Here is a 26922-nt window from a genome sequence, read left to right on the forward strand (position 1 = left end):
GAACATGGCACGCGAACTCACTGAGGCTCTCGCAGCCGGTACGCGCGGGTTCTTCGAGCGGTCGCCGAAGATGCTCATCGGGGGAGAACTGGTCGCGGCCGCGGACGGCGCCACGTTCAAGACGTATGACCCGGCGACGGGTTGTGTGTTGGCGGAAGTGCCCGCTGCGGGCGCAGAGGACGTGGATCGTGCGGTGCGGGCCGCCCGTCGTGCTCTCGAAGGAGAGTGGGGGGCCCTTCCGCCCAGGCGGAAGGGCGAGATCATCTGGGCGCTCGGAGACATCGCCGAGGCCCACAAGCAGGAACTCGCCGAACTCGATGTGCTCGACAACGGCAAGCCTCTATCGGTCGCGTTGGAGGACGTGGACGCCGTCGTGGAGCACTTCCACTACATGGCGGGCTGGGCCACGAAGGTCACGGGCGAGACCATACCCATGTCTGTGCCAGGAGACTTCCTGACCTACACGGAACGGGAGCCGGTCGGGGTGGTCGGGCAGATCATCCCCTGGAACTTCCCGATCGTGTCGATCGCGTGGAAGATCGCCCCGGCTCTGGCGGCCGGCTGCGCCGTGGTGATTAAGCCTGCGGAGCAGACGCCTCTCAGTGCACTGAGGTTCGCCGAACTCGCGAAGGATTCAGGTCTTCCGCCCGGTGCGCTGAACGTCGTGACCGGTGTCGGGTCGGTGACCGGCGCTGCGATCGTCGAGCATCCGGGAGTCGACAAGATCTCCTTCACAGGCTCGACTGCGACCGGCAAACGCATTCAGACGGCGGCGGCCCGGACCATGAAACGCCTGGGGCTGGAACTCGGAGGGAAGTCGCCCGTCATCGTGCTCCCTGACGCAGATATCGATCTCGCGATTGAGCAGGCCGCGCATGCCATCTTCTACAACCAGGGTCAGGTGTGTACCGCGGGTTCGAAACTGATCGTCCACCCGGATGTGTTCCATCAGGTCGTAGAGGGAGTCGCTGAGATCGCTGAGGGGCTCAGGGTGGGACCAGGCCTGCAGGCGACGACGGACATCGGTCCGCTGGTCTCCGGACAACAACTGCAGACGGTGTCCGACTACGTCGAGTCCGGGAGGGAATCAGGAGGAAGCGTCATCACCGGCGGTCGACGACTCGGCGAGGAGGGCTTCTTCTACGCTCCGACGGTCGTCGTCGAGCCCGAGCGGCGGTCGCGCATCGTCAAGGAGGAGATATTCGGGCCGGTTCTCGTCGCACAGAGGCTCGATGACACTGCTTTCGAGGAGATCGTGCGTCAGGCGAACGATTCCGAGTTCGGTCTCGCCGCGAGCATCTTCACGCGTGATCTGGGCATGGCGGCAAGGCTCGCGAGACGAATCAAAGCAGGGACCGTCTGGATTAACACCCATCACGTTCACGACTCCGCCGCGCCATTCGGTGGATTCAAGCAATCGGGGTACGGCAGGGAGCTCGGAGAGGCCGCCTTGCACGCGTACACCGAACTCAAGACCATCAAGATCGCGCTGTGAAGCATACAGGAAGGCTGGACGAGATGAAGAGCTATGACTACATCGTTGTAGGGGCGGGTTCTGCTGGCGCGGTCGTGGCCGCAAGGCTGGCGGAGGATCCGGCATGCCAAGTGCTGCTGCTCGAGTCGGGTCCGCCCGACAACGATCCGAACATCCACTCGTTGACCGGGCAGCTCCAGACCTGGCGCACCCCGGTCGACTGGAACTACACCACGGAGCCTCAGGTCCATACAGGAAACCGCCGGCACTACATCCCTGCCGGTAGGACGCTCGGGGGCTCGAGCTCCATCAACGGAATGATCTATGTCCGAGGCAGTCGTGAGGACTACGACGGGTGGGCCTACCTTGGCAACTACGGCTGGGATTACGAGTCCGTCCTCCCCTACTTCAAGAAGTCCGAGGACTGGGAGGGCGGTGCTGATGAGTATCGAGCGGTCGAGGGTCCGCTGCGCGTTTCGATCAATCACGATATGCACCCGCTGATGGAACGGGTCATCGACGCCTCGATCGAGGCCGGATACGACTACAACCCGGATTACAACGGCAAGGAGATGCTCGGCGTTGCTGCGATTCAGCACACGATCAAGGACGGGCGGCGGTGGTCTACTGCCGAAGCATTCCTGAGAACCGCCGGCGAAAACCTCCGTATCCTCACGGATTCGACCGTCACACGACTGCTGTTCGAAGGAACCCGGTGCACTGGGGTGGAGTACATCGATGCGGGAGGCGAGATCGTCTCGGTTCGAGCTGATGCGGAAGTCGTGGTGTCCGCAGGTGCATACGAGAGTCCTAAGCTGCTGATGCTCTCCGGAATAGGCGACCTCACGGAGCTCGCCGAGGCGGGCATCCGGCCGTTTCACCACCTGCCCGGCGTCGGGAGAAACCTCCACGACCACGTGCTCTGCGGGTTGACGTTCGAAGCGGCCAAACCCGTGCCTCCTCAGACGACGAGTTTTATGCAGGCGCTGCTCTTCACCAAGAGCAGTCCAGATCGCAAGGGGCCCGATCTGCAGCCCACGTTCAAGCACATCCCCTTCTACCAGTCGGGAGAGGACGGCCCTGAGAACGCGTGGACGTTGAGTGCCGGCCTCGTGCGTCCGTCCAGCCGCGGAACTGTGCAGCTGCGTTCGGCCGATCCACGGGACAAGCCGCGCATCGACACGAACTACCTGCAGACCCAGAGCGACCTCGATCGCCTCATGATGTGCGTCGAAATCGTTCGCGGCATCGCGCATCAGCCCGCGTACGCGGAGTGGATGAAGCGCGAGGTCTTTCCAGGAGAACTCATCCAGACGAAGGCGCAATTGCGCGACTACGTCCTGAACACCTATAGCACCTACTATCACCCGGCAGGATCCTGCAAGATGGGAATCGACGCGATGGCCGTCGTGGATCCAGAGCTCCGCGTGCACGGCATCCAGGGCCTCCGTGTGGCGGATGCTTCTATCATGCCCGAGGTGATCGGAGGGAATACCAACGGTCCGTCGATCATGATCGGTGAGAAAGCCGCTGCCATGCTGAAGGAGGCGAGAACGCGATGAGCGGTCTGAACAGCGGTCATATCGTCCTCACGAATGCGTCGGTGCTCGATGTCGTTGGGGGCGTGGTCATTCCGCACCAGGTTGTGTTTGTATCGGATGGCCTCATTCGAGAGGTCGGAGCTGCGGGTACCGTGAAGTACCCTGCCGAAGCGGTTGTCCTTGACTGCGAGGGCGGAACGGTTATGCCAGGACTGATCGATTGTCACGTTCACGTCACCAGCGTGACCGCCGACCTCATAGCTTTGGCCCAGGAATCGCCTCTCCATGTGGGTGGGCGGGCGGTAAAGACGCTCGAAGAAATGCTGCGTCGCGGCTTCACAACGGTGCGCGATGTTGGAGGGGCGGACTACGGACTCGCCGACCTAACTGAGCAGGGGCACGTGAATGGGCCGAGGGTGTGGTTCGGCGGGAAGGCGATCTCTCAGACGGGAGGACACGGCGACTTTCGGACGCAAGGCCAAGTCGTCATCGATGACCACAGGTGTTGCTCGGGAATTGGGGTCGTCGCAGACGGAGTGCCGGAAGTCCGGCGCGCGGCGCGCGAGCAGTTCCGCACCGGCGCCGATCATATTAAGCTCATGCTCTCGGGTGGGGTCGGGTCGCCCACTGACCGTATTGGCTCGACACAATACTCGGTGGAAGAGATCCGCGCTGCGGTGGAAGAAGCCGAGGCCTATGAGCGGTATGTCGCTGCGCACGCCTATACTGCACGTGCGATCAATCGTGCACTGGCCAACGGCGTGCGAAGCATCGAGCACGGCAATCTTCTCGATGAGACTTCCGTCGAGCATTTCCTGCGAGCCGATGCATATTATGTTCCCACGATTATTGCCAGCCGAAGCCTCGCAGACCCGCGCACCAGTGGACTTCAGCCCGTCGCGCAGGCGAAAGTGGACTGGGTTCTTGAGCGCGGCATGAGTGCGTTGGAGCAGGCTCACAGGGCGGGCGTAAAGATCGCCTTCGGTACCGATTTGCTCGGAAGCTTCCAAGAGCGCCAACTCGAGGAACTGTCGATCAGGGCGGAGGTGCAGGCGCCTATCGACGTCATCAGGTCGGCGACGGTCGTGTCGAGCGAGATGGCCCTGTGGGGAGACCGCTTGGGTCAGGTGAAGGCCGGATACTTGGCAGATTTAGTCGTCACGCGAAGAGACCCGCTGGAGTATTTTGCGGACCTCTATGCAGAGGATCACCGCTATGTAATCTCGAGGGGACGCATCGCCTATGTAGACGGAGAGCCGCAGGGATTGACCTAGCGTGTCTGCGCGGTGAGGACACGAGGCCTCTCACGGGAGTTGAACCGTCGAAGCTTGGCCTCCGACGGTGCACCCGGAGCAGGAGTAACTCCGGAGGACAGTCAGAAATGGTGGAGCAGGTCGAATCGATTCCACTGCTTATCCGCGAGGTCGACCATTCTGCCTGAGCGTTCGGGGTCTACCGCGACGAGTTCGGAAAGGATCGCATGGATCACTGAGGTTGCCGCGGTCAGTGAGGTCGTGAATGTCACTCCCTCGGTGGGTATGCGGATGCACTCCTTGCACTGCAACTCGAACTTCCTGGTCACAGTTTCGGTCAGGAGGACCACGGGAACCCCGAGCTCTTCGCATGCTTGGATGGTCTGGTAGGAGTTCTCGTAGATCTGCCAGAAGCTGATCACGATGACCAAGTCCTCAGGCTGAGTATGAGCAATGGTGTTGACAATCTGAGACTCCTCGGTCATGAGTCTGATGTCGTACCCGTAGAGACGCGCGTTATGGGTCAGGATGTGTCCGGCCCCGATCGCACTTCCAAGTGCCACCACGAAGATCCGACGGCTGGAAGCGATGTCGTGAGCCACCCTGCGAATCTGTGGCAAGTCGACTGTGTTGATGAAGGAGAGTAGGTTGTCGTGATCTCGCGTCAGTGAGGCATAAGCCGCGAATTCCTCAGCCGATTCAGAATTCTGGCCGGAATCGGTGGCACTGAGCGTCGCTAGATACAGTGTTCTCGCCTCTGCCTGGAATGCGGGCCATCCTGTGTATCCGAGAGCTTGGGCGGTTCTGGTCACGGTTCCGATACTGACATCAGCGCGCTCTGCGACCTCCCGAACCGAACCGAAAGAGGCAAGTCTGGGACTGGCGGAGAGCAGGCGAATGACTCTTTGGGGCTTCCGGGCAAGGTCCCGTCCACTGCTGCGCTCATGAAGCCAGGCCGCAATGCCAACGGGTGGGTGTCGAGTATCCACGCAGTCCTACTTTCCCGAGAATGACTTGAGTAGCAGGCTAATGCACCATCCTGGTGCGAAGTGATCATCGATACCGCATTTGAGGAGCCCGTTGCCCCATTCTTCAAAGCCGAATGCCCGTCGAGGAGGCAGGTCCCATCGAGCGAAAACTGGGGTACGACACAAGGGTGGTCTCGAACTGATTCGAGACCACCCTTGTCCGGTGTTCTGCAGCGAGTGAACCCCTAGATCAGACCCTCGGAGAGACGGTTCGGGGTACCGAAGCGGTGCGCGGTGATCGACACGGCCTGCTCGTGCAGGTGCGGGAGCATCTCCACGCGGCCGGCCGACACGACGGGGCCGCCGTAGACGGCGACGTCGGGCTTGCCGCCCGTCGCCTCGTAGACCGCGGCGACGATGGCCGCGCGCGACTCACCGGCGACCACGCGGATGCGAGCGCTGGCCTGCGGGCCGTCCTGTGCAGCGATGCTCTTGACGCGCTTGGTCCATGCGGCGTCGTCCTCGAAGTGCACCGACACGCGGGCGGCGGCGAGGGCGTCGACGATCGGCTGGGGCAGCGCGACCGGCGAGCTGACGACGGGCTTCGAATCGGCTGCGAGGCCTGCCGCGATCGTGCGGATGGTCTCGTGCAGCGGAGCATCCTCAGCCACGCGGATCGTCACCTGCACCGGCAGGTAGCGGAGCAGGTTGCGCTCGATGCCGAGCTTCGAGTCATCCTTGGCGATGCCGAACTCGCTGTCCCAGGCCGCTACGTCGCTCGACAGAGCGCCGCGCAGCCATTCGAGCTGCTCGCCCGTGACACCTGCCTGCTGGGCGGCGGACAGCAGACCTGCTGCTGCCCGGCGCGGTGCGCGAATCTCGCCCTGCACCGGCGCGTCGACCCAGTCGACGAGGCCGTGCAGGTAGCTCGGACCGCCGGCCTTGGTGCCCGCGCCGATTGCCGACTTCTTCCAGCCGCCGAACGACTGACGGCGAACGATCGCGCCGGTGATGCCGCGGTTGATGTAGAGGTTGCCGGCCTGGATGCGCTCCAGCCAGCGCTTCATCTCGGAGCGGTCGAGCGAGTGCAGACCGCTCGTGAGGCCGTAGTCGATCTCGTTGACCATGTCGATCGCCTCGTCGAGGTTCTTCGCGGTCATGATGCCGAGAATCGGGCCGAAGTACTCGGTCATGTGGTACTCGCTGCCGCGCTTCACACCTTCGCGCACGCCGGGGCTCCACAGCTTGACCTCGCCCTTCTTGTCGAGCGAGAGCGGGCTGTCGCTCTTGATCGGCTTGGGCTCGATGAGCCACTTCTCACCCGGGCTCAGGGTGGTGAGGCCGCGGAGGAGCTTGCCGGAGGGCGCCGTGATGATCGTGCCCATCTGGGTCTCGAGGTTCTCGGGGGTGCCGACCTTGAGAGACTGCACCGCGTCGATGAGCTGACGGCGGAAGCGCTTCGAGGTAGCGACCGAGCCGACGAGAATCACGAGCGACGAGGCCGAGCACTTCTGGCCTGCGTGACCGAATGCCGACAGGGCGACATCCTTGGCGGCGAGGTCGAGATCGGCGTCGGGGGTGACGATGATCGCGTTCTTGCCGCTGGTCTCGGCGAGGATCGGCAGATCCTTGCGGGTCTCGCGGAAGCTGACGGCGGTCTCGTACGAGCCGGTCAGGATCAGGCGTTCGACACGCTCGTCGGCGACGAGCTTCGAGCCCAGCGAGCGGTCGCTGAACTGCACGAACTGCAGCACGTCGCGGGGCACGCCGGCCTCCCACAGTGCCTCGACCATCACGGCGCCGGTGCGGGCCGAGTTGGTGGCGGGCTTGATGATGACCGAGGAGCCTGCGGCGAGACCTGCGAGGGCGCCGCCTGCGGGGATCGCGGTCGGGAAGTTCCACGGCGGGATGACCGCGATGAGCTTCTTGTGGACGGGCTTCGCACCGTCGGTCTGCTCGAGCAGCTGACCGAGCATCGCGTAGTAGTTCGCGAAGTCGATCGCTTCCGAGATCTCGGGGTCGGTCTGGTCGAGCGTCTTGCCGCACTCGGATCCGGAAACCTCCATGAGGTCGGCACGCTTCGCTTCGAGGCGCTCAGCGGCGCGGTAGAGGATGCGGGCACGCTCGTCGGCGCCCAGTGCCTGCCAGCCGTCGGCAGCCTTGACACCGCGCTCGATGACCTCGTTCAGGGTCTTCTCGTCGCCGATGCGCGAGTTCTCGACCATCTCGACGCCGAGCTGAGAGGCGACCATCTTGTTCGCGATCTCGCGACCCCAGATGCGGTTGCCGGGCAGATCGGGATCGGTGTCGGGGCAGTTCTCGAACTCGCCCTTGCGGCCGGCCTCGACGAGTGCCTCGACGCGAGCTTCTGCGCCGGGCTCGTCGTAGCTGCGGCGATCTTGTTGGCGGTTCGGCTTCGGCACGTTGTACGACTCGATCGAACCGTCGCCGGTGATGGCTTCGAGGTCTGCGAGCGATGCGAGGAAGCGTTGCTTCTCGCGCTCGAACAGCGCCTGGTTGTCGTTGAGCTCGAACACGGCCGACATGAAGTTCTCCTGGCTCGCGCCTTCTTCGAGGCGGCGAATCAGGTAGGCGATCGCAACGTCGAACTCCTCAGGGTGCACGACGGGCGTGTAGAGGAGCAGCGATCCGACCTCGCGCTTGACGGCCTCGGCCTGGCCCGTGGCCATGCCGAGCAGCATCTCGACCTCGACGCCGCTCTGAGCGCCGCGCGACTTGGCGAGCAGCCAGGCGAGGGCGATGTCGAAGAGGTTGTGGCCGGCGACGCCGACTCGCACGTTCTTCACGCGCTCAGGGGTCAGCGCGTAGTCGAGCACAGCCTTGTAGCTGGTGTCGGAGGCCTGCTTGGAGCCCCAGGTCGCTGCGGGCCAGCCGTGGATGGCCGCGTCGACGAGCTCCATGGGAAGGTTCGCGCCCTTCACGACGCGGATCTTGACCGGGGCGCCGCCGTCGGCGACACGCTTCGCAGCCCACTCCTGGATGTCGATCGTCGCCTCGAGGGCGTCGGCCAGGTACGCCTGCAGCACGATGCCGCCCTCGAGGTTCTTGAACTCGGGGCGATCGAGGATGCGCTTGAAGACCTCAATGGTGAGGTGGAGGTCCTTGTACTCCTCCATGTCGAGGTTGATGAACTTCTGGGGGCTCGACGCTGCGGCGCGTTCGTAGAGCGGCACCAGCTGGTCGACGATGTGGCCGACGGCCTCGTCGAATGCCCAGTGGTTGTGGGGAGCCACGGTCGAGGAGACCTTGATGGAAACGTAGTCGACGTCGTCGCGGGCGAGCAGCTTGTGCGTTCCGGCGAGGCGGCGCTCGGCTTCGTGCTCACCGAGGATGGCCTCGCCGAGCAGGTTGATGTTGAGGCGAACGTCGTCCTTCTTGATCTTCGCGATCGCCGGGCCGAGCTTGGAGTCGGTCGCGTCGATGATGAGGTGGCCCACCATCTGGCGCAGCACCTTGCGTGCGATCGGCACCACGACGCCGGGCATGGGCTTGGCGAAGGCACCGCCGAGGCCGATCGCTCCGCGCATCGGTGCGGGGAGGAACTTCGGGGTGAGCGGCACGAGCTCCTTGAGCTTCTTGCCTGCGGCAGAGAGGTCTTCGGGGCGCACGACGCCGTCGACGAAGCCGACGGTGAAGTCGAGGCCGTTGGGGTCGCTCAGCACACCGGCGAGGCGGGCGGCCGAAGCGTCGGCGGGGATGGTGGCGGCTTCCTTCAGCCAGCGCTGAACGAGCGCGACAGCGTCGTTCGCGAGGTCCTGTGGACGGGTGAGGGTGGTGGTGTCAGTACTCACTCGGAACCTTTCTCGGGATGGGGTGGTTTTCGCGCTGCGTCGCGCGCGCGTATTCAGAATCAGTGTGAGCTCTTCCGAGCGTGAAGTAAAGCGATACTTTCTGTTGCGTACAATGAAGAGCATCTTAACGATTGGAGTCGGGGATTGTTGGAGATGAAGCGGCTGCGGCTGCTCTGGGAATTCCACGCCCGTGGAACGGTCGCTGCGGTGGCGGAAGCGATGAACTACAGCCCGTCGGCGGTCTCCCAGCAGCTCGCTCTTCTGGAGCGAGAAGCGGGCGTCGAACTGCTGCGTCGCAGCGGGCGCACGCTCGAGCTCACCCCGGCTGCCGAGGCGCTCGTGGAAGAGACCGAGCAGCTCCTCGCGGGGCTGGAGCGGGCCGAGGCGTCGCTGCACGGCCTCGATGGCGAGGTCTCGGGCACGCTGCGCGTCGCCGTGTTCCAGACGGCGGTGCTCGCGATCATGCCGCAGGTGCTCAGGCGGCTGCGGGGCGAGCACCCGGCTCTGCGCGTCGAGATGGTGCAGCACGAGCCGGAGGCCGCGCTGCAAGAGACCTGGGCGCGAGGCTTCGATCTGGTGGTGGCTGAGCAGTATCCGGGGCACGCGGCACCGCACTTCGCGGGGTTGGATCGCGAGGCGCTCACTCGGGATCGCGTGCAGCTCGCCCTCCCGCCGTTGGGCTCGGGCGATCCGGCATTCGATGAGGCCGAGCGGCTCGCCGATGCGGCGCAGCTGCCCTGGGTGATGGAGCCGCGTGGGGCGGCCTCCCGGCACTGGGCCGAGCAGATGTGTCGCAGTGCCGGGTTCGAGCCAGACGTGCGGTATGAGACGGCGGATCTGCAGGCCCATGTGCGGCTCGTCGAGTCGGGCAACGCGGTCGCGCTCTTGCCCGGACTCGTGCACTTCGGCCGCCCGCACCGTCTGCGTCTGGCCGAGCTGCCCGGGCAGCCGCACCGTACCGTGTTCACCGCGGCTCGCGCGTCGAGCCGGTCGCGACCCGAACTCGCCGCGGTGCGGGCCGCGCTGGCGCACGAGGCGCGGGCGCTCAGCGCGGCGTAAGGTGGGCGGCGCAGCTTCCGCAGTTCAGCGCGCTACTTCGCCGACGGGGGCAACTGGGGGATCCGCAGGTGGAAGACGGTCGAGCGTCGCGAGCTCACCGCCGCTGCCAGACGCTCGGCGAAGCCGTCGAGCGTCGTGAACGTCCAGGCGTCGAGCCCGTAGGCGCGTCCGAGCGCGGCGAAGTCGGGGTTGACCAGCGTCGTGCCGACCCGCCGCCCGGGAAACTCGCGCTCCTGGTGGGAGCGGATTGTGCCGTAGCCGCCGTTGTCGAGGATGAACACGAGCGCCCGTCCCTCGACTGAGGCGAGCGAGGCGAGCTCCGTTCCGTTCATGCCGAAGCAGCCGTCTCCGGCGAGTGCGACGACCGTGCGCTCCGGGAAGACGAGGCTCGCGGCGACGGCGGCCGGCATGCCCATGCCCATGGCACCGTTTCGGGGACCGACGAGGCTGCGGGGCACTTCGTGGTGTAGATATCGCTGCGCCGCGAGTGCGTAGTTGCCGGCGCCGAGCGTGAAGATGCTGTCGTCGGGAAGCACCTGGGCGAGTACCCCGTAGATCGATTCGGGCGTGAGCTCATCGCTCTCGGGCTGCGGAGGGGTGCTCCAACGCACGTAGCTCTCGCGCAGCGCGGAGAGGCGATCGGCGCGCGCGGCCGAAGCCGGGAGGGCTTCTGCTTCGAGCGCGGTCATCCAGTCGGTCGTCGACATCGTGAAGTGCGCCCCGGCTCCCCCGACTCGGGCCCGCAGGTCGGGGTCCTTGGTGACGATGTAGGTGCGGGGAGCGTTTCGGCCGAGCGTATACCCATCGCTCATGACGTCGGAGCGTACGGCGCCGAGATAGCACACGAGGTCGGCCTCTTCGTACGCGGCGGCCGCCGCCTCCGAGCGTTTGAAGCCGAGCGATCCGACCCAGGCCGCGGAGGAGTGCGGGTGGTTGTCGTGCGCCCGGAAGTCGGAGACCACCGGAACCGACATAGCCTCGGCGATGCGGCGCAGTTGTGTCGCCGACTCGCGGTTCCAGTCATCGCCGCCGATCACGAAGACGGGGCGTTCGGCCCGTTCGAATGCCACGCGCACCTCGGCGATGCCTTCCGGAGTCGGGCGCAGTGGCTGGACGCGGATCGCCGGGAACACGTCTTGCACGTCCGTCGCCTCCCGCAGGCGCTCCTCCGGGAGTCCGATGACGACCGGGCCCGGACGGCCGGCCTCGGCGAGGTCGAATGCCCGTGCGACGCTCTCGCCGGCGGAATCCGGATCATCGAGGATCATCACGGCCTTGGTCGTCGAACCGAACCAGGCGCGCGGATCGAACTCCTGGAACGCCTCCTTGTCGCGGTCTGAGGTCGGGATGAGCCCGACGAAGGCGACGAGCGGCGTCGCATCTTGATAGGCGGTGTGGATCGCGATCGAGAGATTGGCCGCCCCGGGGCCGCGGGTGACCATCGCGACCCCGGCGCGGCCGGTGAGGCGGCCCTCGGCGAGAGCCATGAAACCGGCGCCTCCCTCCTGCCTGGCGGTCACCAAGCGGATGGGCGAATCGTGGAGCGCGTCGAGCAGGCCGAGGAAGCTTTCACCGGGCACCTGGTAGATGCGGGGCACTTCTCGGGCCTCGAGCTGACGCACGATGCTGCGGGCGACGGTATTCGGCACGGGTGCCTCCTAGTTGGTCTCGGCGCGGTCGAGTTCGAAGATGGCCTCGAGCTCGACCGAGGCGTTCTGGGGCAGCTGCGGGGCGGCGAGAGCCGTGCGGGCGTGCTCGCCGCGGGAGTCCTCGAAAGCGTCGCGCAGCAGAGAGCTCGCGCCATCGATGACGCTGGGCTGGCTGTAGAAGCCCGGTGCGCTGGCGACGTAGCCGTTGAGCTTCACCACGCGAGCGACGCGATCGAGTCCGACGGCCTGTTCCACCTGGGCGAGCAGGTTCAGCGCTGCGAGCTGTGCCGCTTCTGCCCCCTCTTCGACGGAGAGGTCGCGGCCCACCAGTCCGGTGCTCGCCACCTGTCCGTCGAGTTTCGGAATCTGGCCAGAGACGTAGAGCAGATCACCGGTCTGCACCGTTGCGGTGTACGCGTATTTCGGTGCGGCGGCGGTCGGGAGTTGGTGGCCGAGATCCGCGAGTCTGCGGGCGATGCGGCTGGTCATGCTGGCTTCCTTTCGCTGCGTGCGACGGGGTCGCCGCACGCCACCCAGTTATAGCCCGGAAGGCCCCTTTCGGGACAGGCAAATCTCATGCCAAAAAAGGTATCGATTGATTCGAAACGGGTCTTAGACAGGTATGTAGTCCCATGTGATACTGGGGCCGCTGGAAGACCTTTTTTGGCGTCGTGAGCCCGTAGGGGAAGCAAGTACCACGGGCCACGGCAGCTAGATCTCAGTGTTGAGAAGGACGGAGACACACATGAGTGTGGCCAATGACCGAACCGCTTCGGAGACCCACGAGGATCTCAGTACGCGCCAGATCAGTGAGATCAGAGTATCTCGGGCCAAGCAGAGTCCAAGCCTCCGGGCGATCCTCACCTCGTCGGGTGCGAAGGCAATCGCTGGCATTCTCATTGCGCTCGCCCTCTGGGAGATCGTGGTGTGGGTCTTCGATTTCCCCGCCTACCTGCTGGTCGGGCCGCTGTCAGCACTGCAGGAGTTGTTCTCGCGTCCCGAGTTCTACCTCATGCACAGTGGCGTGACGCTCGCCGAGTCGCTCGCGGGCTTCGCCCTCGGCGCGATGCTCGGCATCCTCTTCGGGTCGATCCTCTACTACCTGCCCTTCCTCAGACACTTCATCTACCCGATGCTCATCGCGATCGACACGATTCCGAAGGTCGCACTCGCGCCGCTCTTCATCCTCTGGTTCGGTTTCGGCTTCGAATCGAAGGCGTTCGTCTCCATGCTCATCGCCTTCTTCCCGCTCGTGATCAACACGTACGAGGGCCTCTCATCGGTGCCTGCCGAGTTGAAGGAGCTCGCGCGCATCAACAAGGCCTCGCGATGGAAGCAGATGAGCAAGATCGAGTTCATCTACGCCCTGCCCTACGTCTTCACCGGTATGAAGATCGCGATCTCGATCGCGGTCGGCGGTGCGGTGGTCGGCGAGTTCATCGCCGGTTCGAGCGGACTCGGCTTCGTCATCCTGCTCGCGAACAGCCAGGTGAATCTGCCGTCGATGTTCGCCGCGTTCATGGTGCTCGCGGTCATCTCGCTCCTGCTCTTCGCACTCGTCGACTTCATCGGTCGAAAGCTCGTACCGTGGCGCAACTTCGTCAAGTAGTGCGACTTCGTGAAGTCGCTTGCGCACTCTGAACACTCTCAAGAAAGGAATCATGACAATGAATCGGAACAGGAAGCGTTGGACTCTGGCGGCCGGTGCGGTCGTAGCCGCGGCCGCGTTGACGCTGACGGCGTGCAGTGGCGCGGGCGGAGACGGCGACACGGAGGGGCTCAAGGATGCGTCTCTCATGCTGGGTGTGGCGTTCACCCCTCGCCACGCACCGATCTTCGCGGCGAAGGATCAGGGCTTCTTCGAAGAAGAAGGCATCAACCTCGAGATCCTGCCCGGCACCGGCTCCGGCAACACCGTTGCAGCCGTTGACTCCGGCAAGGTCGACTTCGGCTGGGCCGACTTCGGCGTCACGGTGCTCAACGTCGGTCAGGGCAGCAAGGTGAAGCAGGTCAACCTCCTGCAGGGCTCCGACTTCTATTCAGTGGTCGCCCTCGAGAAGAGCGGCATCAAGGACTGGGATGACCTGAAGGGCAAAACCGTCGCCACCGAGGCGAGCGGCGCGATGACCGCCTTCTGGCCGCTCATCATGGAGCGGATGGGCTTCGATGAGGGCGACGTGGAGGTCATCCACGCGACCGGTGACTCGAAGGTTCCGGGTCTGCTCGCCGGTCAGTGGGACGCGAACCTCTCGTACTCCGGGTCGGATGTTCCCGGGCTCGTCGACCAGGGCGAAGATCCCGTGATCCTGAGCTGGAGCGACGCCGACCTCAGCGTGTACGGCGACGGTGTTCTCACCAGCGACAAGCTCATCGAAGAGGATCCCGAACTGGTGAAGGCCTTCAACCGTGCGGTCACCCGCGGTGTGATGTGGTCGTGCGACCACGTCGACGAGACCATCGACAGCTTCAACAACCAGGTCTCCGGGTTCAGCGACATCGCGCTCGAGACGGCGATTCAGATGCAGTGCGACGTCCGCTGGAACGACGAGAACGAGGAAGAGGGGCTCGGCTACATGACCGACGAGGGCGTGCAGCAGCTCATCGACCTCGGCGGCGAGTACCTCGAGCTCGAGAACGCTGATGAGCTCGATCCCGGCACGGTCTACACCAACGACTACATCGAGCCCATCGCGAAGGGCGAGACGATCGACAGCCCCAAGAAGTGATTCTTCGGCGACGTAAGGAGTCCCAGTGACTGCAACGCACAACGTCATCGACATCAAGGATGTCGGCATGACCTACAAGTCTCGCGAGGGCGGGGAAGTGAAGGTTCTCGACGGATGCGACTTCTCCGTGCAGCACGGCGAGTTCATCTCGATCGTGGGGCAGTCGGGCAGCGGCAAGACGACGCTGCTGCGCATCATCGCCGGACTGCTCGAGAACACGCAGGGAGAGGTGCTCGTGAAGGGGCGGCCTGTCGCCGACTCGCTCCGAGAGCTCGCGATGGTGTTCCAGGCACCCGTGCTCCTGCCGTGGCGCAACAACCTCGCCAACATCCTGCTGCCGATGGAGTTCCGCAACGACGTCACTCCCGAGGTGCGCGAGCACGCCAAGCATCTCCTGGAGATGGTCGGGCTCGAGGGGAGCGAGAAACGCTACTCCTACGAGCTGTCCGGTGGCATGCAGCAGCGCGTGGCGATCGCCAGGGCTCTCGTTTCCCGACCCGAGATCCTGCTCATGGATGAGCCGTTCGGAGCACTCGATGCGATGACGCGCGACACGATGAACTTCGAGTTGCAGCGCATCTGGAAGGAAACGAACCAGACGGTGCTGTTCATCACCCACTCGATTCCGGAAGCGGTCTGGCTCGGCGACCGCGTCGTCGTGATCGGCGACCGGCCCGGCCGGGTGATCGCCGACATCAAGGTCGATATTCCACGGATGCGCACTCGTGAGTCCCGCTTCACACCGGAGTTCGCCGAGTACGTCAGCGAGATCGAAGCCCTGATCGGTGCTCAGGGCGCGATCAGCTGAACACATGGAACGCATGCACCAGAGAAACAGGGAGGTTACAGGTGCGACTCAATAACGACTCGGCTGCGATCACGGAAGAATTCGGGTTCGACCCGCTCGCCCGGCTGCTGTTCACCAACATTCGCCGCGACTCGAGCAAGATCGTGAAGCCCATCATCGCGGAGCTGGCGGAGGAGCGTCTGCTGCTCGTCCGCCAGCAGGAGACGGCGAGCGTGCTGTTCGCGGGTGCTCCGCGCGAGCGCGTGCGATTCCACTCGCCGTGGGTGACCTTTGATCGTCGCCTCGTCGAGGGCTACGAGGTGGCGCCCAACCTGGCGGCCCTGGTGTCCGAACTCGCCGGCTCCGACACGGTGACGCTTGCGCCGGGCATCGCGTACGCGCATCTGCAGGAGCTCGCGGGTGGCCTGAACGTCGAAGTCGAGGCGGATCCGCGGGACGCCGAGGCGGTCGTCGTCTATGAGCTCTCAGAAGACGAGGTGCTCGCGCGCTTCCGCGAGTGGCGAGACGCCGGGGTGGCGTTCGGCCGCGAGTTCATCTCGGCGTTCCCGGGCCTTGACGGCATCGAAGAGTACTTCAGCTCCGAGGTCGATACCCGCTTCTCGGCGCTGGCAGAAGTCGTCGAGCAGATCGGAGTCGCCGGTATCTACCTGGGCGCGCCGCCGAACTTCTCGGAGGTGACGGCGCGGCAGGACTCCGAGTCGGCAGGAGCCCTGTGGGTGCCGGGCACCGGAAAGGTGCTGGTCATCGCGGATGCCGCCGAGTACGGCTTCGCGGGGATCCCGGTCGGTCGATACGACTCACGGGCCGAGGCGGTGCGGGCGCTGGTTCCCGGAGGCCGCCTCGGTGTCGAAGAGGAGTGGATGACGGCCTCGTCGGCGCGTGCACTCGAGGCGACCGGCCTCGAGCTGGTGAACGCCTCCTCGAAGCTCGGCAACTGGCGAGACCTGAGGGATGCGGAGGATCTGCCCTTCATGGTCATCGCGGCGCGTGCGAGCACCTACGCGATGGAGAACGCCCTCGAGCGTCTCGGGTCGAAGCTGCAGGCCGGGCAGGAGAGTACGGAGGCGGAGCTCTACGGCGACTACCTCGCCGGGATCCACGATTTCAGAATCACGCACCGGATCCCCTTCGGCATCGAACCGTACTTCGTGAATGAGCACGCCTCCGATCGCACCCTGTTCCCGACGACCCCGACCGACGCGCCGATCACGGCCGAGAGCGGCTGCGTCGAGCTGGATACCGGCGTGAAGGTGACGATCGACGGTGTCGTGGTCGCGACCTCAGACATGGGGCGTTCGCTGCCGCTGACTGCCGGAGCCGCGCAGGCGTACGGTGTGCTGACGCGGGTGATCCGCGAGCAGATCATCCCCTCGATCCGCCCCGGAGTGCCGATGTCGCAGGTGCACGCCGAGGCCCTCGAGTCGCTCACTGCGGTGCGGGGCGAGCTTGAAGAGGCCGGCCTCCTCGAAGCGGATACCGACTTCGTGAGCTGGTATCAGAAGCGCAACGTGGGTCACCTCATGGGGAAGCAGGAATCGTTCGCGAATGAGCTGCGCCCGGGCTACGAGCATGTGCTGCGCGTCGGCGACTACGGCGCTGCCGAGACGCCGTGGCGCTTCGGCAAGATCGGCATCAGCACTGAAGACCTGTGGTTCATCGGTGAGGATCGGACCTTCACGCTCACACTGGGGCAGTAGGGGCATTCGACCGTCTGGGGCGGGAGGATCGGCGGAGAGCTGATCCGCCCCAGACGTGTGCGGGTTCACGTGTTTTGCCGAACTTCACCGCTACGGCAGACTGGATGCACGAGGTTCTCGGGAGCGCCGGAGAACCCGATGGTCTCGCCTCGAGGCGGCAGGGAGAGTGCATGTTCACCTTCGTTCAGTTGAAGAGCTTCGTCGTCGTCGCCGAAGAGCTGCACTTCGGTCACGCCGCCGATCGACTGCAGATGACGCAGCCGCCGTTGAGCCGTCAGATCCGCAAGCTCGAAGAGGAACTGGGGTTCGAGGTCTTCGACCGCTCGAAGCGGCAGGTGGTACTGACGGTGGCCGGTGAGGCGTTTCTCGACGAGGCGCGGAAGCTGCTGTCGATCGCCGAGCGGTCTCAGGAGATGGCGCAGCGGATCGCGAAGGGTCAGGGCGGGGTGGCTGCGATCGGCCTGACCGGCATGGGCATCCTCGCGATGCTCCCGATCTTGATGGAAGACCTGGAGGAGCACGCGCCCGACCTGCGGCTCGAGGTCAACGAGATGGTGACGCGAGAGCAGATCGCTGCGATTCTCAGCGGCACGATCGATGTGGGCCTCGTGCGCACTCCGCCGCAGCACGAGGATCTCGAGAGCGTGCTCGTGCACACAGAGCGGCTCGTTGCCGCAGTCAGCAGCAAGCATCCGCTCGGCGTCACCAATGCGCCCTTGGAGGTGCGCGACCTCACGGGGGAGCCGTTCATCGAGTACGCGCCCGTGCAGGCCGCCTATTTCCACGAACTGGTGAAGTCGACGCTGCGTGATGTACCGGTCGTCTTCCGGCAGCAGGTGGCGCAGGTGCAGAGCGCGGTTGCGCTTGTGGCAACCAACTACGGTCTCGCGTTCGTTCCCGAGTCGGCGATGCACATGCAGATGGCGGGCGTCGTCTACCGTCCGATCAAGGGATTGCAGGATCCGATCATCCCGTTGTACGCCGCGTGGCGTCGTGACAACACGAACCCGGCCTTCAAGTCCATCGTCACGCGGCTCTACCGGTTGCGCCGCAAGGGTGTGACGCGCAATCCGTTGCGTCTCGCGCAGCTCGCCGCCTACCGTGGGGTGCTGTAGGGCGGAGTGCTGCAGGGAGACGCTCAGCGCGAGCTGAGCACGACCTGCTTCTGCAGCTCGCGCAGTTCTTGCAGCACGGGCAGCGTGATGGGAACCGTGTCGGCGATACCCGCGTCGAACTCTTCGGGCAGTGGCTTCCAGGTCTGTCGGGCGGCGCGTGCCCTGCGGGTGGCGATGATCAGCCCCTGCAGTCCGATGATGCCCCACATGAGGTTCGAGGCGACGGCGGGCCAGGCTCCGTAGGCCAGCGCGCCTGCCGATGCGAGGAAGCCTCCGACGGCGTTGAGCGCGGCGTACCGTTTCGTCGTCGGCGCCGCCCAGCCGCGCCAGATCAGCACGTACGCGGAGAACGTGCCGATGGTGCCGAGCCAACCGAGGGTGCTGCCGACGAAGTCTTCCAACTCTGCTCCTTGAGGAACGAAGGGATGGTCTGGGGAAAGTCGCGCAGCCCCGCACCGGGTCGGGAGGCCCGATGCGGAAGCTGCGCAGGACCATTCTCGAACTCGCTCTGCATTCAGCGCAATCGAATCTTTCGGTATCCGGTGTTTAGAATGAGTGAATATGAGGATCAACGTTGCACGCCTGCCCTATTTGCTGCAGATCGCCCGTAATGGCGGGGTGCTCGCGGCGGCCGAAGCCATGCGTCTGACCCCTTCGGCGGTGTCTCAGCAATTGGCGCGCCTGGAGGCCGAAGTCGGAGTTCCGCTTGTCGAGCGCAGCCCGCGCGGCATCGTGCCGACCGCCGCCGGTCGCGAACTCATCGAGCTCGCTGAGAGCGTCGAGCGCGAGGTCAACGAGGCCGCCTTGCGCGTCGGTGCGGCCAGTGAGTTGCCGAGCGGCCGTATCAGGTTCGGGGCGTTCCAGAGCTTCATCAGTGGCGTGCTCGCACCGACGCTCCCGCGCTGGCGCACGGAGCTCTCAGGCGTGCACCTCGAGGTAGTTGAGGGAGAGCAAGACGAGCTGCTGCGCAGCCTGCGATCGGCCGACCTCGATGTCATTGCGGTGGAGTTCGATACGTCGGTCGATCCGCCGCCGCTCGGGCCCGGCATGCGCGAGGTGGTGCTGCTCGATGACCCGTGGGTGCTCATCGCTCCGGCAGGCACGCAGGCCGCAATGGGTGTGGTCGAGCTCAAACGACTCAGGGTGCCGTGGCTCGAGGTCGACGGCAGCGCGGGTGGTGTGCACGCCGTCAGGCGCGTGCGGCGCAGTCTGCCGGAGTCGACGATCGCGAGTCACCGATACAGCAGCCACCTCACGGCGCTTGCCCTCATCGCGGCCGGCGAAGGAGTCACGCTCATGCCTCAGCTGGCCGTGCTCGAGCTCGCACCCGAGGGCGTTGAAGCGCATGAGCTGCCGGGGCTCGGCACCCGCCGCATCTCACTGAGGTACCGAGCGGGCCGGCGGCCGAACCCTGCAGTCGCCGCGGCTGTCGAATTCATGCGCGCTGTCACGGCTACGGGTGACATCGCGCAGGATCAATCCACCGGGTGATTGCACCGGTTCTGATGGATTGTCTGTGAGCATCCGAGAATTATTGGAAGCCGCGGGGCCTCGGGCGTAGTCTGTGGAGCGGAGCGGGAAGTCCGTCGGCATGCGTCTGCTGCGGACCGACCCTGACCTGAAGGGCGACATGAAGATCATCAGCTACAACCTCCGAAAGAACCGAGCCGTCACCGAGATCGGTGGGCTCGCTGATGATCACGAGGCAGACATTCTCTGTCTGCAGGAGGCGGACGCGGTCACGCTTCCATCGCACCTCGGCCACCTCGAACTCGTGCACGCGACCTCACGCAACCGGCTCGGTCTCGCGATGTATGTGCGCGGCGAGCGCTTCCGCTCACGGCAGGCGCAGACCTTCGAGCTCAAGAAGTCGCTGCACGACCGTCTGCTCGCGCCGGCGCACGAGCGACTGCTCGGGGCGCGGATCCACGACACCGAGACCGGGCGCGACTTCGTCGCGGCGTCCTTTCACGCGGCACCGCTGACCGCGCTGAACTCGCTGCGTCGGCATCAGATTCATGCGGCGCTCGGCGAGCTGCGACGTCTCGGGCCCGACCTCCCCTCCGTGATGGTCGGCGACTACAACTATCCGGTCTTCAAGGGGCGTCTCGACACCGAGATGCGCGGCGCCGGCTACGACCTGAGCCTCAGCGACCGTCGCACCTACACGCGGTACAAGATGTTCCGCGGCCACTTCGACTTCGCGACGTCGTCGGGCCTCGAGATCCACGGTGTGCGCACGCTCGACCGCGGCAGCTCCGACCACCTGCCGATCATGGTCTCCGCGAACATCGAAAGCGTGATCGCCCCGTCGGCACGGGTGATCGAGGAGTCGCAGCTGGTCGCTGCGTAGCTCGCGCTGCTACGTGTGCATACTGCGGCGAGCTTCGCGCTGCCGTTACGTGTGCGCGCTCCGGTCCGCTGATACCGCGTCACCGCCCGAGCGCTGCTCGAGCAGGTGGTCGAGCAGCGGGTCGAGCACCGCGAGTCCGTCGCGTACGCCGCCGGGTGAACCCGGCAGGTTCATGATGAAGGATCGACCGGCGAAGCCCGCCACTCCGCGCGTGAGCAGCGAGAACGGAGTGTGTTCGAGGCCACGTCGCCGCAGCTCCTCAGGGATGCCCGGCAGTTCGAGCTCGAGCAGCTGAGCCGTGTGTTCGGGTGTGCCGTCGCTCGGAGACACCCCGGTCCCTCCCGTGGTGAGCACCACATCGGGTCCGCTGCGCAGCCCCGAGCGCAGCGCTTCGCCGACTCCAGGGCCATCGGCCACGACCACGGGTGCTGCGCACACGAATGCGCGATCCTCGAGCCAGCTCTGAATGATCGGCCCCGTCGCATCTTCGGCCGCACCCGCCGCGGCACTCGTGGAGGCGACGATGATCACCGCATGGCGACTCATCTGAGCTCCCAGTCGCCGCTCTTGCCGCCCGACTTCGCGAGCACCCGGAGTCCGTCGATGACCGCGTGCTTGTCGACCGCCTTGATCATGTCGTAGAGCGTGAGCGCGGCGACGCTCGCCGCAGTCAGCGCCTCCATCTCGACGCCCGTGACCCCCTTCGTGGTCACGGTGGCGATGATGCGCACGCGATCCGGTGCCCCTGTGCCAGGGCTGGTGCTGGTGCTCGTGTCGGCACCTGTGTCGATGGCCGCGCCGGTGCCGCAGACCGCCTCGAAATCGATGGCGAGCTTCGTGAGCGGCAGCGGGTGGCACAATGGCACGAGCTCCCAGGTACGCTTCGCCGCCATGATGCCGGCGATCCTGGCCGTGCCGAGTGCCTCGCCCTTGGGCAGCGATCCCTCCATGAGTCGCTGCACGACGTCCGGACGTGTCACCAGATACGCTTCCGTCCGTGCCGTGCGCTTCGTGACGGCCTTGTCGGTCACGTCGACCATGTGCGCGCTGCCGTCGGCTCGTAGATGGGTGAGCCCCTGTTCGGTGTCGGTCGGGTGCGCGTCGCGATCGTGGTCAGTCATTGATGCTCCAGACGGTGAGGGGAGTGTTCTCGGTGACGTGAGCGACACCGACGGGGATCTCCGCGATCACGTCCGCGGCGGCGAGCCCGGCCAGCAGGTGGGAGCTCGGACCGGAGAGCATGACGCGACCGTTCTCGTCGAGTGTGCCGCGCCGAAGCTGCAGCTTGTCGACGGGGGAGTCGGCGTCGTGCGCGACGAGGCGCTGCTTGCGTGGCTTCTCGGGGGCGAACCCCGCCTGTGCTCGCAGGAAGGGGAGGAGCAGCAGTTCAGCCGACAGCATCGCGCTGACGGGGTTGCCCGGGAAGCACAGTACCGGCAGCGATCCGGCTTCACGGCTCGGACTCGACTCTGATCGATCGAAGCGCAGAACGCCGAGGCCCTGGGGGCCGCCCGGTTGCATCGCGACTTTCACGAACTCGGCGCCGAACGGGGCGAATGCCTCGCGCACCACCTCGAAGGCGCCTTCGCTGACACCTCCGGTGGTGACGAGCAGGTCGGTCGTCGGTGTGTGCTCGGTGATGGCTCGCTGGAGCGAGGCCGGGTGATCCTCGACCCGCACGGTGCGCACCTCGGCGCCGGCCGCGCGCAGCGCTGCGGCGAGCATGGGGGTGTTCGCGTCGTAGATGCGTCCCGGGGGGAGGGGCGGTGCGGCGTCGGTTTCGTCGGCATCGACTGTGCTGGCATCGACTGCGCCGGCAGAGGCGCCGCCACCGCTTCCGATCTCGCCGACACCGCGACTTTCGCCGCCGGCTCCGGGATCGATCCCGAGCTCATCGCCCGTCGAGCACAGCAGCACGCGCACCCGGGGGCGCACCGGAATCTCGGTGTGGCCGGCCGACGCGAGTGCGCCGATGCGTGCGGGTGTGAGGCGTGATCCCGCGGCCAGAATCTCGGCTCCCTCGGCGAGGTCTGAGCCGCGTCGGCGCACGAACCGACCCGCGCTCACCGGTGCGGTGAAGCGGACGGACGCTCCCGCTTCGGCAGGACTCGCTGACCCGTGCTGCGCCGATCCAAACTGAGCAGCCCGGCGCAGCAGCGTGAACCGCGGAGGAACTGCCTCCTCGATCGGAATCACAGCATCGGCGCCATCGGGAATCGGCGCCCCGGTCATCACCGGCGAGGCCGTGCCGGGTTCATGCCCGACCCGAGAATCACCGGCGGCCGTCGTGACCCCGATGGGAAGTGCCACCGGATGCTCCGGCCCGGCCCCGGCGAGATCCTCCGCTCGCACGGCGTAACCGTCCATCTGGGAGTTGTCGAAGGGCGGCAGCGGAACAAGCGAGGTCAACGCCTCAGCGGTGACCCGGTTGCCGAGATCGGGGTCGAGGACCGCGAGGCGTTCAGCGGTTCGCGCCTCGACGGCAGATGCGACCTCTGCGAGCAATGCTTCGACGGCGAGGCGATGCTCCTCGACGGAGCGCCGCTCGGATCCCGCTCCGGCTCCGTTGGCCCCGGCTCCCGTGCCGGTTCCGCCCGCGTGCTCCGTCACGCTCATCCGCCCGCGAACGGGGGCAGCACGTCGACGGTGCACTGGCCGGCCGAGCTGTCGGAGTGCGCGCCGTCGCAGACCGTGCCGCCATCGCGTCGAACGACACCGTCCACGAGAAACGACCCGGTGCGCAGCACCCGATCCATCGCCGCCCCGTACCGCTCCGAGAGTCGATGACGCAGATCCTCGAGCGTGGGCGCGGCCCCGAGATCCCAGAATTCCTCGGCGCGGCCCGCGGCTTCGGCCGCGGCGGCAAAGTAGCGAACGGTGAGCTGTGCCATAGCCCCATGGTAGCCCGGGCTGCTGGGGCGATGAGGGATCCCCGGGAGTCGTAGGGCTGATCCGGCACATGCGCATGGTCGTGGAGCTCTCCGGGGGCGTTCACCGAGACGGCCCCTAGAATCGTGGCCATGGCACACGCGCACCCGGGGCCGCTCGTTGACCCCGCTCCCCGACTGTCGCGGGCGCAGCTGGCCCGCGCCGAACGGCAGATCGTGCTGCCCGGGTTCGGCGCCGAAGCCCAGCGCCGCCTCGCCGCCGCGCGTGTGCTCGTCATCGGTGCGGGAGGGCTCGGCAGCGCCTGCATCCCGTACCTCGTAGGGGCGGGAGTCGGTGCGGGAGAGCGCGCCGACGGACGCCCTGGCGGCATCGGAATCATCGACGACGACGTGGTCGAGCTGTCGAACCTGCACCGCCAGATTGCGCACGGTGCGGTCGACATCGGGCGATCCAAAGTCGACTCCATCATCGAGACCGCACGGGCGATTGATCCGGACGCCCAGATCGAACCCCATGCCCTTCGCCTCACCTCACGCAACGCGATCGAGCTCTTCGCCGACTACGACCTCGTCATCGACGGCAGCGACAACTTCCCCACCCGCTACCTCGCAAACGATGCCGCCCAACTGACGGGCACCCCGCTCGTATGGGGGGCGATCCTGCAATACCACGGTCAAGTCGGCGTGGCGTGGCATGCGCACGGCCCCGGCTACCGTGACCTCTTCCCCGCACCGCCTGCACCCGAAGACGTGCTCGACTGCGGCACCGGCGGGGTGCTACCAGGGCTCTGCGGAACCGTCGGATCACTGCTCGCGACCGAAGCGATGAAGCTCATCGCAGGCCTCGGCGAGCCACTCATCGGACGGGTACTGCTCTACGACGCGCTCGCCGCGCGCACCCGCGAACTCGATGTGAGACGTGACCCGAGTGCCGAGTCGGTGACCGAACTCATCGACTACGAAGTGTTCTGCGGAATCGGTGCAGGTGGTGGCGCCGGTGCGGGTAGTGACGCCGGTGCGACGGCTGCTGACGCCGGTGCGACGGAGGATCCGGCGGCGCTCGCCGCGGTCGCCGTCGACGCCGCGGTGTTCGCCGATGAGCTACGGGAGGGACGCCCCGTGCGACTGATCGATGTGCGTACCCCCGAGGAGCGCGGCCTTCGCAGCATCTCCGGATCTGAGTCCGTGCCCCTCGCAGACATCGAGGCCGGGCGAGTCCCCGACTTCGGTGACGGGGTCCTCACGCTGCATTGTGAGCGGGATCCCCGATCCATTCGCGCTGCTGCACTGATCAGAGAATCGCTCGCCGCACAGGGGAGCGCGGTGCCCGAGATCCGCTATCTGAGCGGCGGGATCAGAGCCTTCGCCGCGACCGCCCCCGAGCTGCTCGAGGGAGCATCATGAGCGAACTGCACGAGTCGGATACTGAATATGAGGAGCCGCTGTCTGAGTCGCACGCGTCTTCGCCGAATGCGTCTCTGCCGAACGTACCTCTGCCGAACGAGTCTCTGCCGGACGGGGCCGAACCCGGTGCGACTGGACCGAAGCCTGACTACGCGGTGGTCACTGACGAGCCGATCGACGAGGCCGCGGTGCGCGCTGCGGTCGAGGCCGAGGAGTGCGGGGCCGTGCTGGTCTTCCACGGGGTTGTGCGCGACCACGACGGAGGAGAGAGCGTGCGGGCCCTCGACTACAGCGCCCACCCGGAGGCCGCCGCGTTCTTGGAACGGGTGATCCGCGAGGAGCAGCAGCGCACAGGCCTGCGTCTCGCCGCCGCGCACCGTGTCGGCGCGCTCGCGATCGGCGATGCTGCGCTCGTTGCTGGGGCCTCCGCCCCGCACCGTGCGGAGGCGTTCGCCGCGCTCGAACAGCTGATCGTGCGGATCAAGGCGGAGGTTCCGATCTGGAAGCGCCAGCACTTCGCAGGTGGCGCCTCGGAGTGGGTCGGACTGTAGACCCTGACCTGGGTCACCCTCGCCGCTCGGCTCCCTGCCTTGCGTCACCTTGCCTTGCCGCACCCTGCCCAGCTCCGCCCTGACCCGCCCTGCCCCGACCGGCTCCGTCCTACCCCAGGCCCGCCCTGCCCCAGAGTTTGGATGACTTTGGTGCAGTATTCAGCGCTATACGACACCAAAGTCATCCAAACTTTGGGGTCGGCCGGGATGCCGGGCCGGGGGAGGACGGGTCCTGGTGGCTCAGGCAGGGGGGTGCCCGCTCGGGCGAGGTCGGGCAGGTCAGCGGGCAGGCGGCCTCGTTCCGGATCACCCGCCGATATACGACATCTCGATCCGGCGGCGCGGCGAGCCTCCTGCTCCACCCTCAGTAAGCTCGGAGCGCTGCTCGGAGTAGCGGTCGCGACGGCGCCCCCAGAGCGCGTGCAGCGCGGCAGCGAGTTCGGCGTCGTCGGCCCCGGATCCCGAACCCGAACTTGAAGCAGCATCGACAGCCTGAGCACCAGCGCCGTCAGCAACACCAACACCGGTCCCGTCATCAGCACCGGCACCGCCACCATCCCCGCGCAGCAGCGCCCGCACATCGAACCCTTCGCCCGCGAAGAGGCAGGTGAACAGCTTGCCGTCGGCCGACAGGCGGGCACGCGAGCAGGATCCGCAGAACGGCGCGCTGACGCTCGAGATCGCCCCGATCTCGCCGCCGCCATCGCGGTAACGCCAGCGGGTCGCGGTCTCGCCGGGGTGCGCGGGCGGAACGGGGTCGAGCGGGTGCACGGCTGCGATCCTCTCGATGATCTCAGCGGATGGGACGACCTCGTCGAGTACCCATCCGTTAGAGGTGCCGACGTCCATGTACTCGATGAAGCGCAGCACGTTGCCGCTGCAGCGGAAGTGCTCGGCGAGGGCGAGCAGCTCGTCGTCATTGGCCGAGCGCTTGACCACGGTGTTCACCTTGATCGGGCCGAGCCCGGCGTCGCGCGCCGCCTCGATGCCCTCGAGCACGCGCGAGACGGGGAACCGCACGTCGGCGATTCGGCGGAAGCGCTCATCGTCGAGCGAGTCGAGCGACACCGTCACGCGGTTGAGTCCGGCCTCCTTGAGTCGCGGCGCCATAAGCGGCAGAGCGATCCCGTTGGTGGTGAGTGCGAGGTCGAGCGGGTCACCATCGGGGGTGCGGATCGCGGCCAGCCGAGCGATCAGCTCCTCGAGGCCGCGGCGCAGCAGTGGTTCGCCGCCCGTGAGGCGTAGCTTGCGCACTCCGAGCGTCACGGCGGCTCGGGCGACTCGTTCGATCTCGTCGAACGAGAGCAGCTCATCGCGTTCGAGGAACTGGAAATCGCGGCCGAAGATTTCGCGGGGCATGCAGTACACGCAGCGGAAGTTGCAGCGGTCCGTGACTGAAATGCGCAGGTCGGTGAGCGGACGACCGAGCGTGTCGGTCGCCTGAGCCGAGGCCCCTGAATTCGCCTGAGCCCGTGCGCCTGCAGTTGCCTGAGCCTGCGAGCTCGAAGCTGCCGATGCAGCTGATCCTCCCGGTGCAGCGGCGGACACGCGCGGAGGCAGTGTTCCCGTGGCCGGGAGTCTCTGGATCTGACCGCGTTTCGCCATCCGAGCACCTCCTGACGGA

23 protein-coding genes and 1 pseudogene are annotated in these 26922 nt (G+C 66.1%); 13 read left to right on the plus strand and 11 right to left on the minus strand.

The window, feature by feature from the left end; translation table 11 throughout:
* The first annotated feature begins 4 nt into the window (after positions 1-4).
* Genes ACUYV6_RS02105 through ACUYV6_RS02115 form a run of 3 tightly spaced genes read left to right on the plus strand, consistent with a single transcriptional unit; the run spans position 5 to position 4289 of the window.
* A complete protein-coding gene (locus ACUYV6_RS02105) occupies positions 5-1495 on the plus strand; it encodes an aldehyde dehydrogenase family protein (RefSeq protein ID WP_449276989.1) in 1491 nt (496 codons plus the stop codon).
* 23 nt (positions 1496-1518) lie between these two features.
* Positions 1519-3036 (plus strand): GMC family oxidoreductase, encoded by a 1518-nt coding sequence (locus ACUYV6_RS02110; protein WP_449276990.1) that lies wholly within the window; start codon positions 1519-1521, stop codon positions 3034-3036.
* On the plus strand, positions 3033-4289 hold the full coding sequence (locus tag ACUYV6_RS02115; protein WP_449276991.1) for an amidohydrolase family protein: 1257 nt from the start codon (positions 3033-3035) through the stop codon (positions 4287-4289). Before ACUYV6_RS02110 ends, ACUYV6_RS02115 begins: the two co-directional genes overlap by 4 nt.
* A 101-nt stretch (positions 4290-4390) precedes the next feature.
* Here the strand turns inward: ACUYV6_RS02115 and ACUYV6_RS02120 are convergent, their stop codons facing one another.
* The 3 genes and pseudogenes from ACUYV6_RS02120 to ACUYV6_RS02130 form a co-directional block, all read right to left on the minus strand.
* Positions 4391-4870, minus strand: coding sequence for a MurR/RpiR family transcriptional regulator (locus ACUYV6_RS02120; protein WP_449277143.1), 480 nt, complete (start codon positions 4868-4870; stop codon positions 4391-4393).
* A gap of 168 nt (positions 4871-5038) precedes the next feature.
* Positions 5039-5257: pseudogene (locus tag ACUYV6_RS02125) on the minus strand (hypothetical protein); the annotation flags it as partial.
* Between the two features lie 224 nt (positions 5258-5481).
* A complete protein-coding gene (locus ACUYV6_RS02130; RefSeq protein WP_449276992.1) occupies positions 5482-9048 on the minus strand; it encodes a bifunctional proline dehydrogenase/L-glutamate gamma-semialdehyde dehydrogenase in 3567 nt (1188 codons plus the stop codon).
* A 144-nt stretch (positions 9049-9192) separates the two neighbouring features.
* Between ACUYV6_RS02130 and ACUYV6_RS02135 the strand changes: the two genes are divergently transcribed.
* Entirely contained in the window at positions 9193-10107 is a 915-nt protein-coding gene (locus tag ACUYV6_RS02135) for a LysR family transcriptional regulator (RefSeq protein WP_449276993.1), read from the plus strand.
* A gap of 32 nt (positions 10108-10139) precedes the next feature.
* Here ACUYV6_RS02135 and ACUYV6_RS02140 read toward each other — a convergent pair whose 3' ends face one another.
* A complete protein-coding gene (locus tag ACUYV6_RS02140; RefSeq protein ID WP_449276994.1) occupies positions 10140-11756 on the minus strand; it encodes a thiamine pyrophosphate-binding protein in 1617 nt (538 codons plus the stop codon).
* A gap of 9 nt (positions 11757-11765) precedes the next feature.
* A complete protein-coding gene (locus tag ACUYV6_RS02145) occupies positions 11766-12245 on the minus strand; it encodes a RidA family protein (RefSeq protein ID WP_449276995.1) in 480 nt (159 codons plus the stop codon).
* A gap of 256 nt (positions 12246-12501) precedes the next feature.
* Between ACUYV6_RS02145 and ACUYV6_RS02150 the strand changes: the two genes are divergently transcribed.
* From ACUYV6_RS02150 to ACUYV6_RS02170, 5 genes are all read left to right on the plus strand, one after another.
* Entirely contained in the window at positions 12502-13365 is an 864-nt protein-coding gene (locus ACUYV6_RS02150) for an ABC transporter permease (protein ID WP_449276996.1), read from the plus strand.
* 58 nt (positions 13366-13423) lie between these two features.
* Positions 13424-14482, plus strand: coding sequence for an ABC transporter substrate-binding protein (locus tag ACUYV6_RS02155; RefSeq protein WP_449276997.1), 1059 nt, complete (start codon positions 13424-13426; stop codon positions 14480-14482).
* Positions 14483-14507: 25 nt separating this feature from the next.
* The gene (locus tag ACUYV6_RS02160) at positions 14508-15290 is read left to right on the plus strand and encodes an ABC transporter ATP-binding protein (RefSeq protein WP_449276998.1); all 783 of its coding nucleotides are present in this window, start codon (positions 14508-14510) and stop codon (positions 15288-15290) included.
* A gap of 41 nt (positions 15291-15331) precedes the next feature.
* Positions 15332-16987 (plus strand): M24 family metallopeptidase, encoded by a 1656-nt coding sequence (locus ACUYV6_RS02165; RefSeq protein WP_449276999.1) that lies wholly within the window; start codon positions 15332-15334, stop codon positions 16985-16987.
* Positions 16988-17157: 170 nt separating this feature from the next.
* A complete protein-coding gene (locus ACUYV6_RS02170) occupies positions 17158-18102 on the plus strand; it encodes a LysR substrate-binding domain-containing protein (RefSeq protein WP_449277000.1) in 945 nt (314 codons plus the stop codon).
* Positions 18103-18125: 23 nt separating this feature from the next.
* Here the strand turns inward: ACUYV6_RS02170 and ACUYV6_RS02175 are convergent, their stop codons facing one another.
* The gene (locus ACUYV6_RS02175) at positions 18126-18503 is read right to left on the minus strand and encodes a hypothetical protein (RefSeq protein ID WP_449277001.1); all 378 of its coding nucleotides are present in this window, start codon (positions 18501-18503) and stop codon (positions 18126-18128) included.
* A gap of 160 nt (positions 18504-18663) precedes the next feature.
* Here ACUYV6_RS02175 and ACUYV6_RS02180 point away from each other — a divergent pair, with 160 nt between their 5' ends.
* Together ACUYV6_RS02180 and ACUYV6_RS02185 are read left to right on the plus strand one after the other, a co-directional pair.
* A complete protein-coding gene (locus ACUYV6_RS02180) occupies positions 18664-19593 on the plus strand; it encodes a LysR family transcriptional regulator (RefSeq protein ID WP_449277002.1) in 930 nt (309 codons plus the stop codon).
* Between the two features lie 139 nt (positions 19594-19732).
* A complete protein-coding gene (locus tag ACUYV6_RS02185; RefSeq protein WP_449277144.1) occupies positions 19733-20455 on the plus strand; it encodes an endonuclease/exonuclease/phosphatase family protein in 723 nt (240 codons plus the stop codon).
* A 45-nt stretch (positions 20456-20500) separates the two neighbouring features.
* On the opposite strand, the gene ACUYV6_RS02190 is transcribed toward ACUYV6_RS02185, so the two are convergent.
* From ACUYV6_RS02190 to ACUYV6_RS02205, 4 genes are read right to left on the minus strand one after another with little or no spacing between them, the layout of a single operon-like run.
* Positions 20501-21001, minus strand: a complete 501-nt coding sequence (locus ACUYV6_RS02190) for a MogA/MoaB family molybdenum cofactor biosynthesis protein (RefSeq protein ID WP_449277003.1) — start codon at positions 20999-21001, stop codon at positions 20501-20503.
* Positions 20998-21576, minus strand: coding sequence for a cyclic pyranopterin monophosphate synthase MoaC (gene moaC / locus ACUYV6_RS02195; protein ID WP_449277004.1), 579 nt, complete (start codon positions 21574-21576; stop codon positions 20998-21000). The genes ACUYV6_RS02190 and moaC overlap by 4 nt, the downstream gene beginning before the upstream one ends.
* Positions 21569-23065: a molybdopterin molybdotransferase MoeA gene (locus tag ACUYV6_RS02200; protein ID WP_449277005.1), complete on the minus strand. Its 1497-nt coding sequence runs from the start codon at positions 23063-23065 to the stop codon at positions 21569-21571. Before ACUYV6_RS02200 ends, moaC begins: the two co-directional genes overlap by 8 nt.
* 2 nt (positions 23066-23067) lie before the next feature.
* The gene (locus ACUYV6_RS02205; RefSeq protein WP_449277006.1) at positions 23068-23346 is read right to left on the minus strand and encodes a MoaD/ThiS family protein; all 279 of its coding nucleotides are present in this window, start codon (positions 23344-23346) and stop codon (positions 23068-23070) included.
* 129 nt (positions 23347-23475) lie between these two features.
* Between ACUYV6_RS02205 and ACUYV6_RS02210 the strand changes: the two genes are divergently transcribed.
* Both ACUYV6_RS02210 and ACUYV6_RS02215 read left to right on the plus strand, forming a co-directional pair.
* Positions 23476-24747, plus strand: a complete 1272-nt coding sequence (locus ACUYV6_RS02210) for a ThiF family adenylyltransferase (RefSeq protein WP_449277007.1) — start codon at positions 23476-23478, stop codon at positions 24745-24747.
* Entirely contained in the window at positions 24744-25298 is a 555-nt protein-coding gene (locus ACUYV6_RS02215) for a molybdenum cofactor biosynthesis protein MoaE (protein WP_449277008.1), read from the plus strand. Before ACUYV6_RS02210 ends, ACUYV6_RS02215 begins: the two co-directional genes overlap by 4 nt.
* Positions 25299-25604: 306 nt before the next feature.
* On the opposite strand, the gene moaA is transcribed toward ACUYV6_RS02215, so the two are convergent.
* Entirely contained in the window at positions 25605-26846 is a 1242-nt protein-coding gene (moaA, locus tag ACUYV6_RS02220; RefSeq protein WP_449277009.1) for a GTP 3',8-cyclase MoaA, read from the minus strand.
* Between the last annotated feature and the right edge of the window lie 76 nt (positions 26847-26922).

Source organism: Leucobacter sp. GX24907, assembly GCF_053567335.1.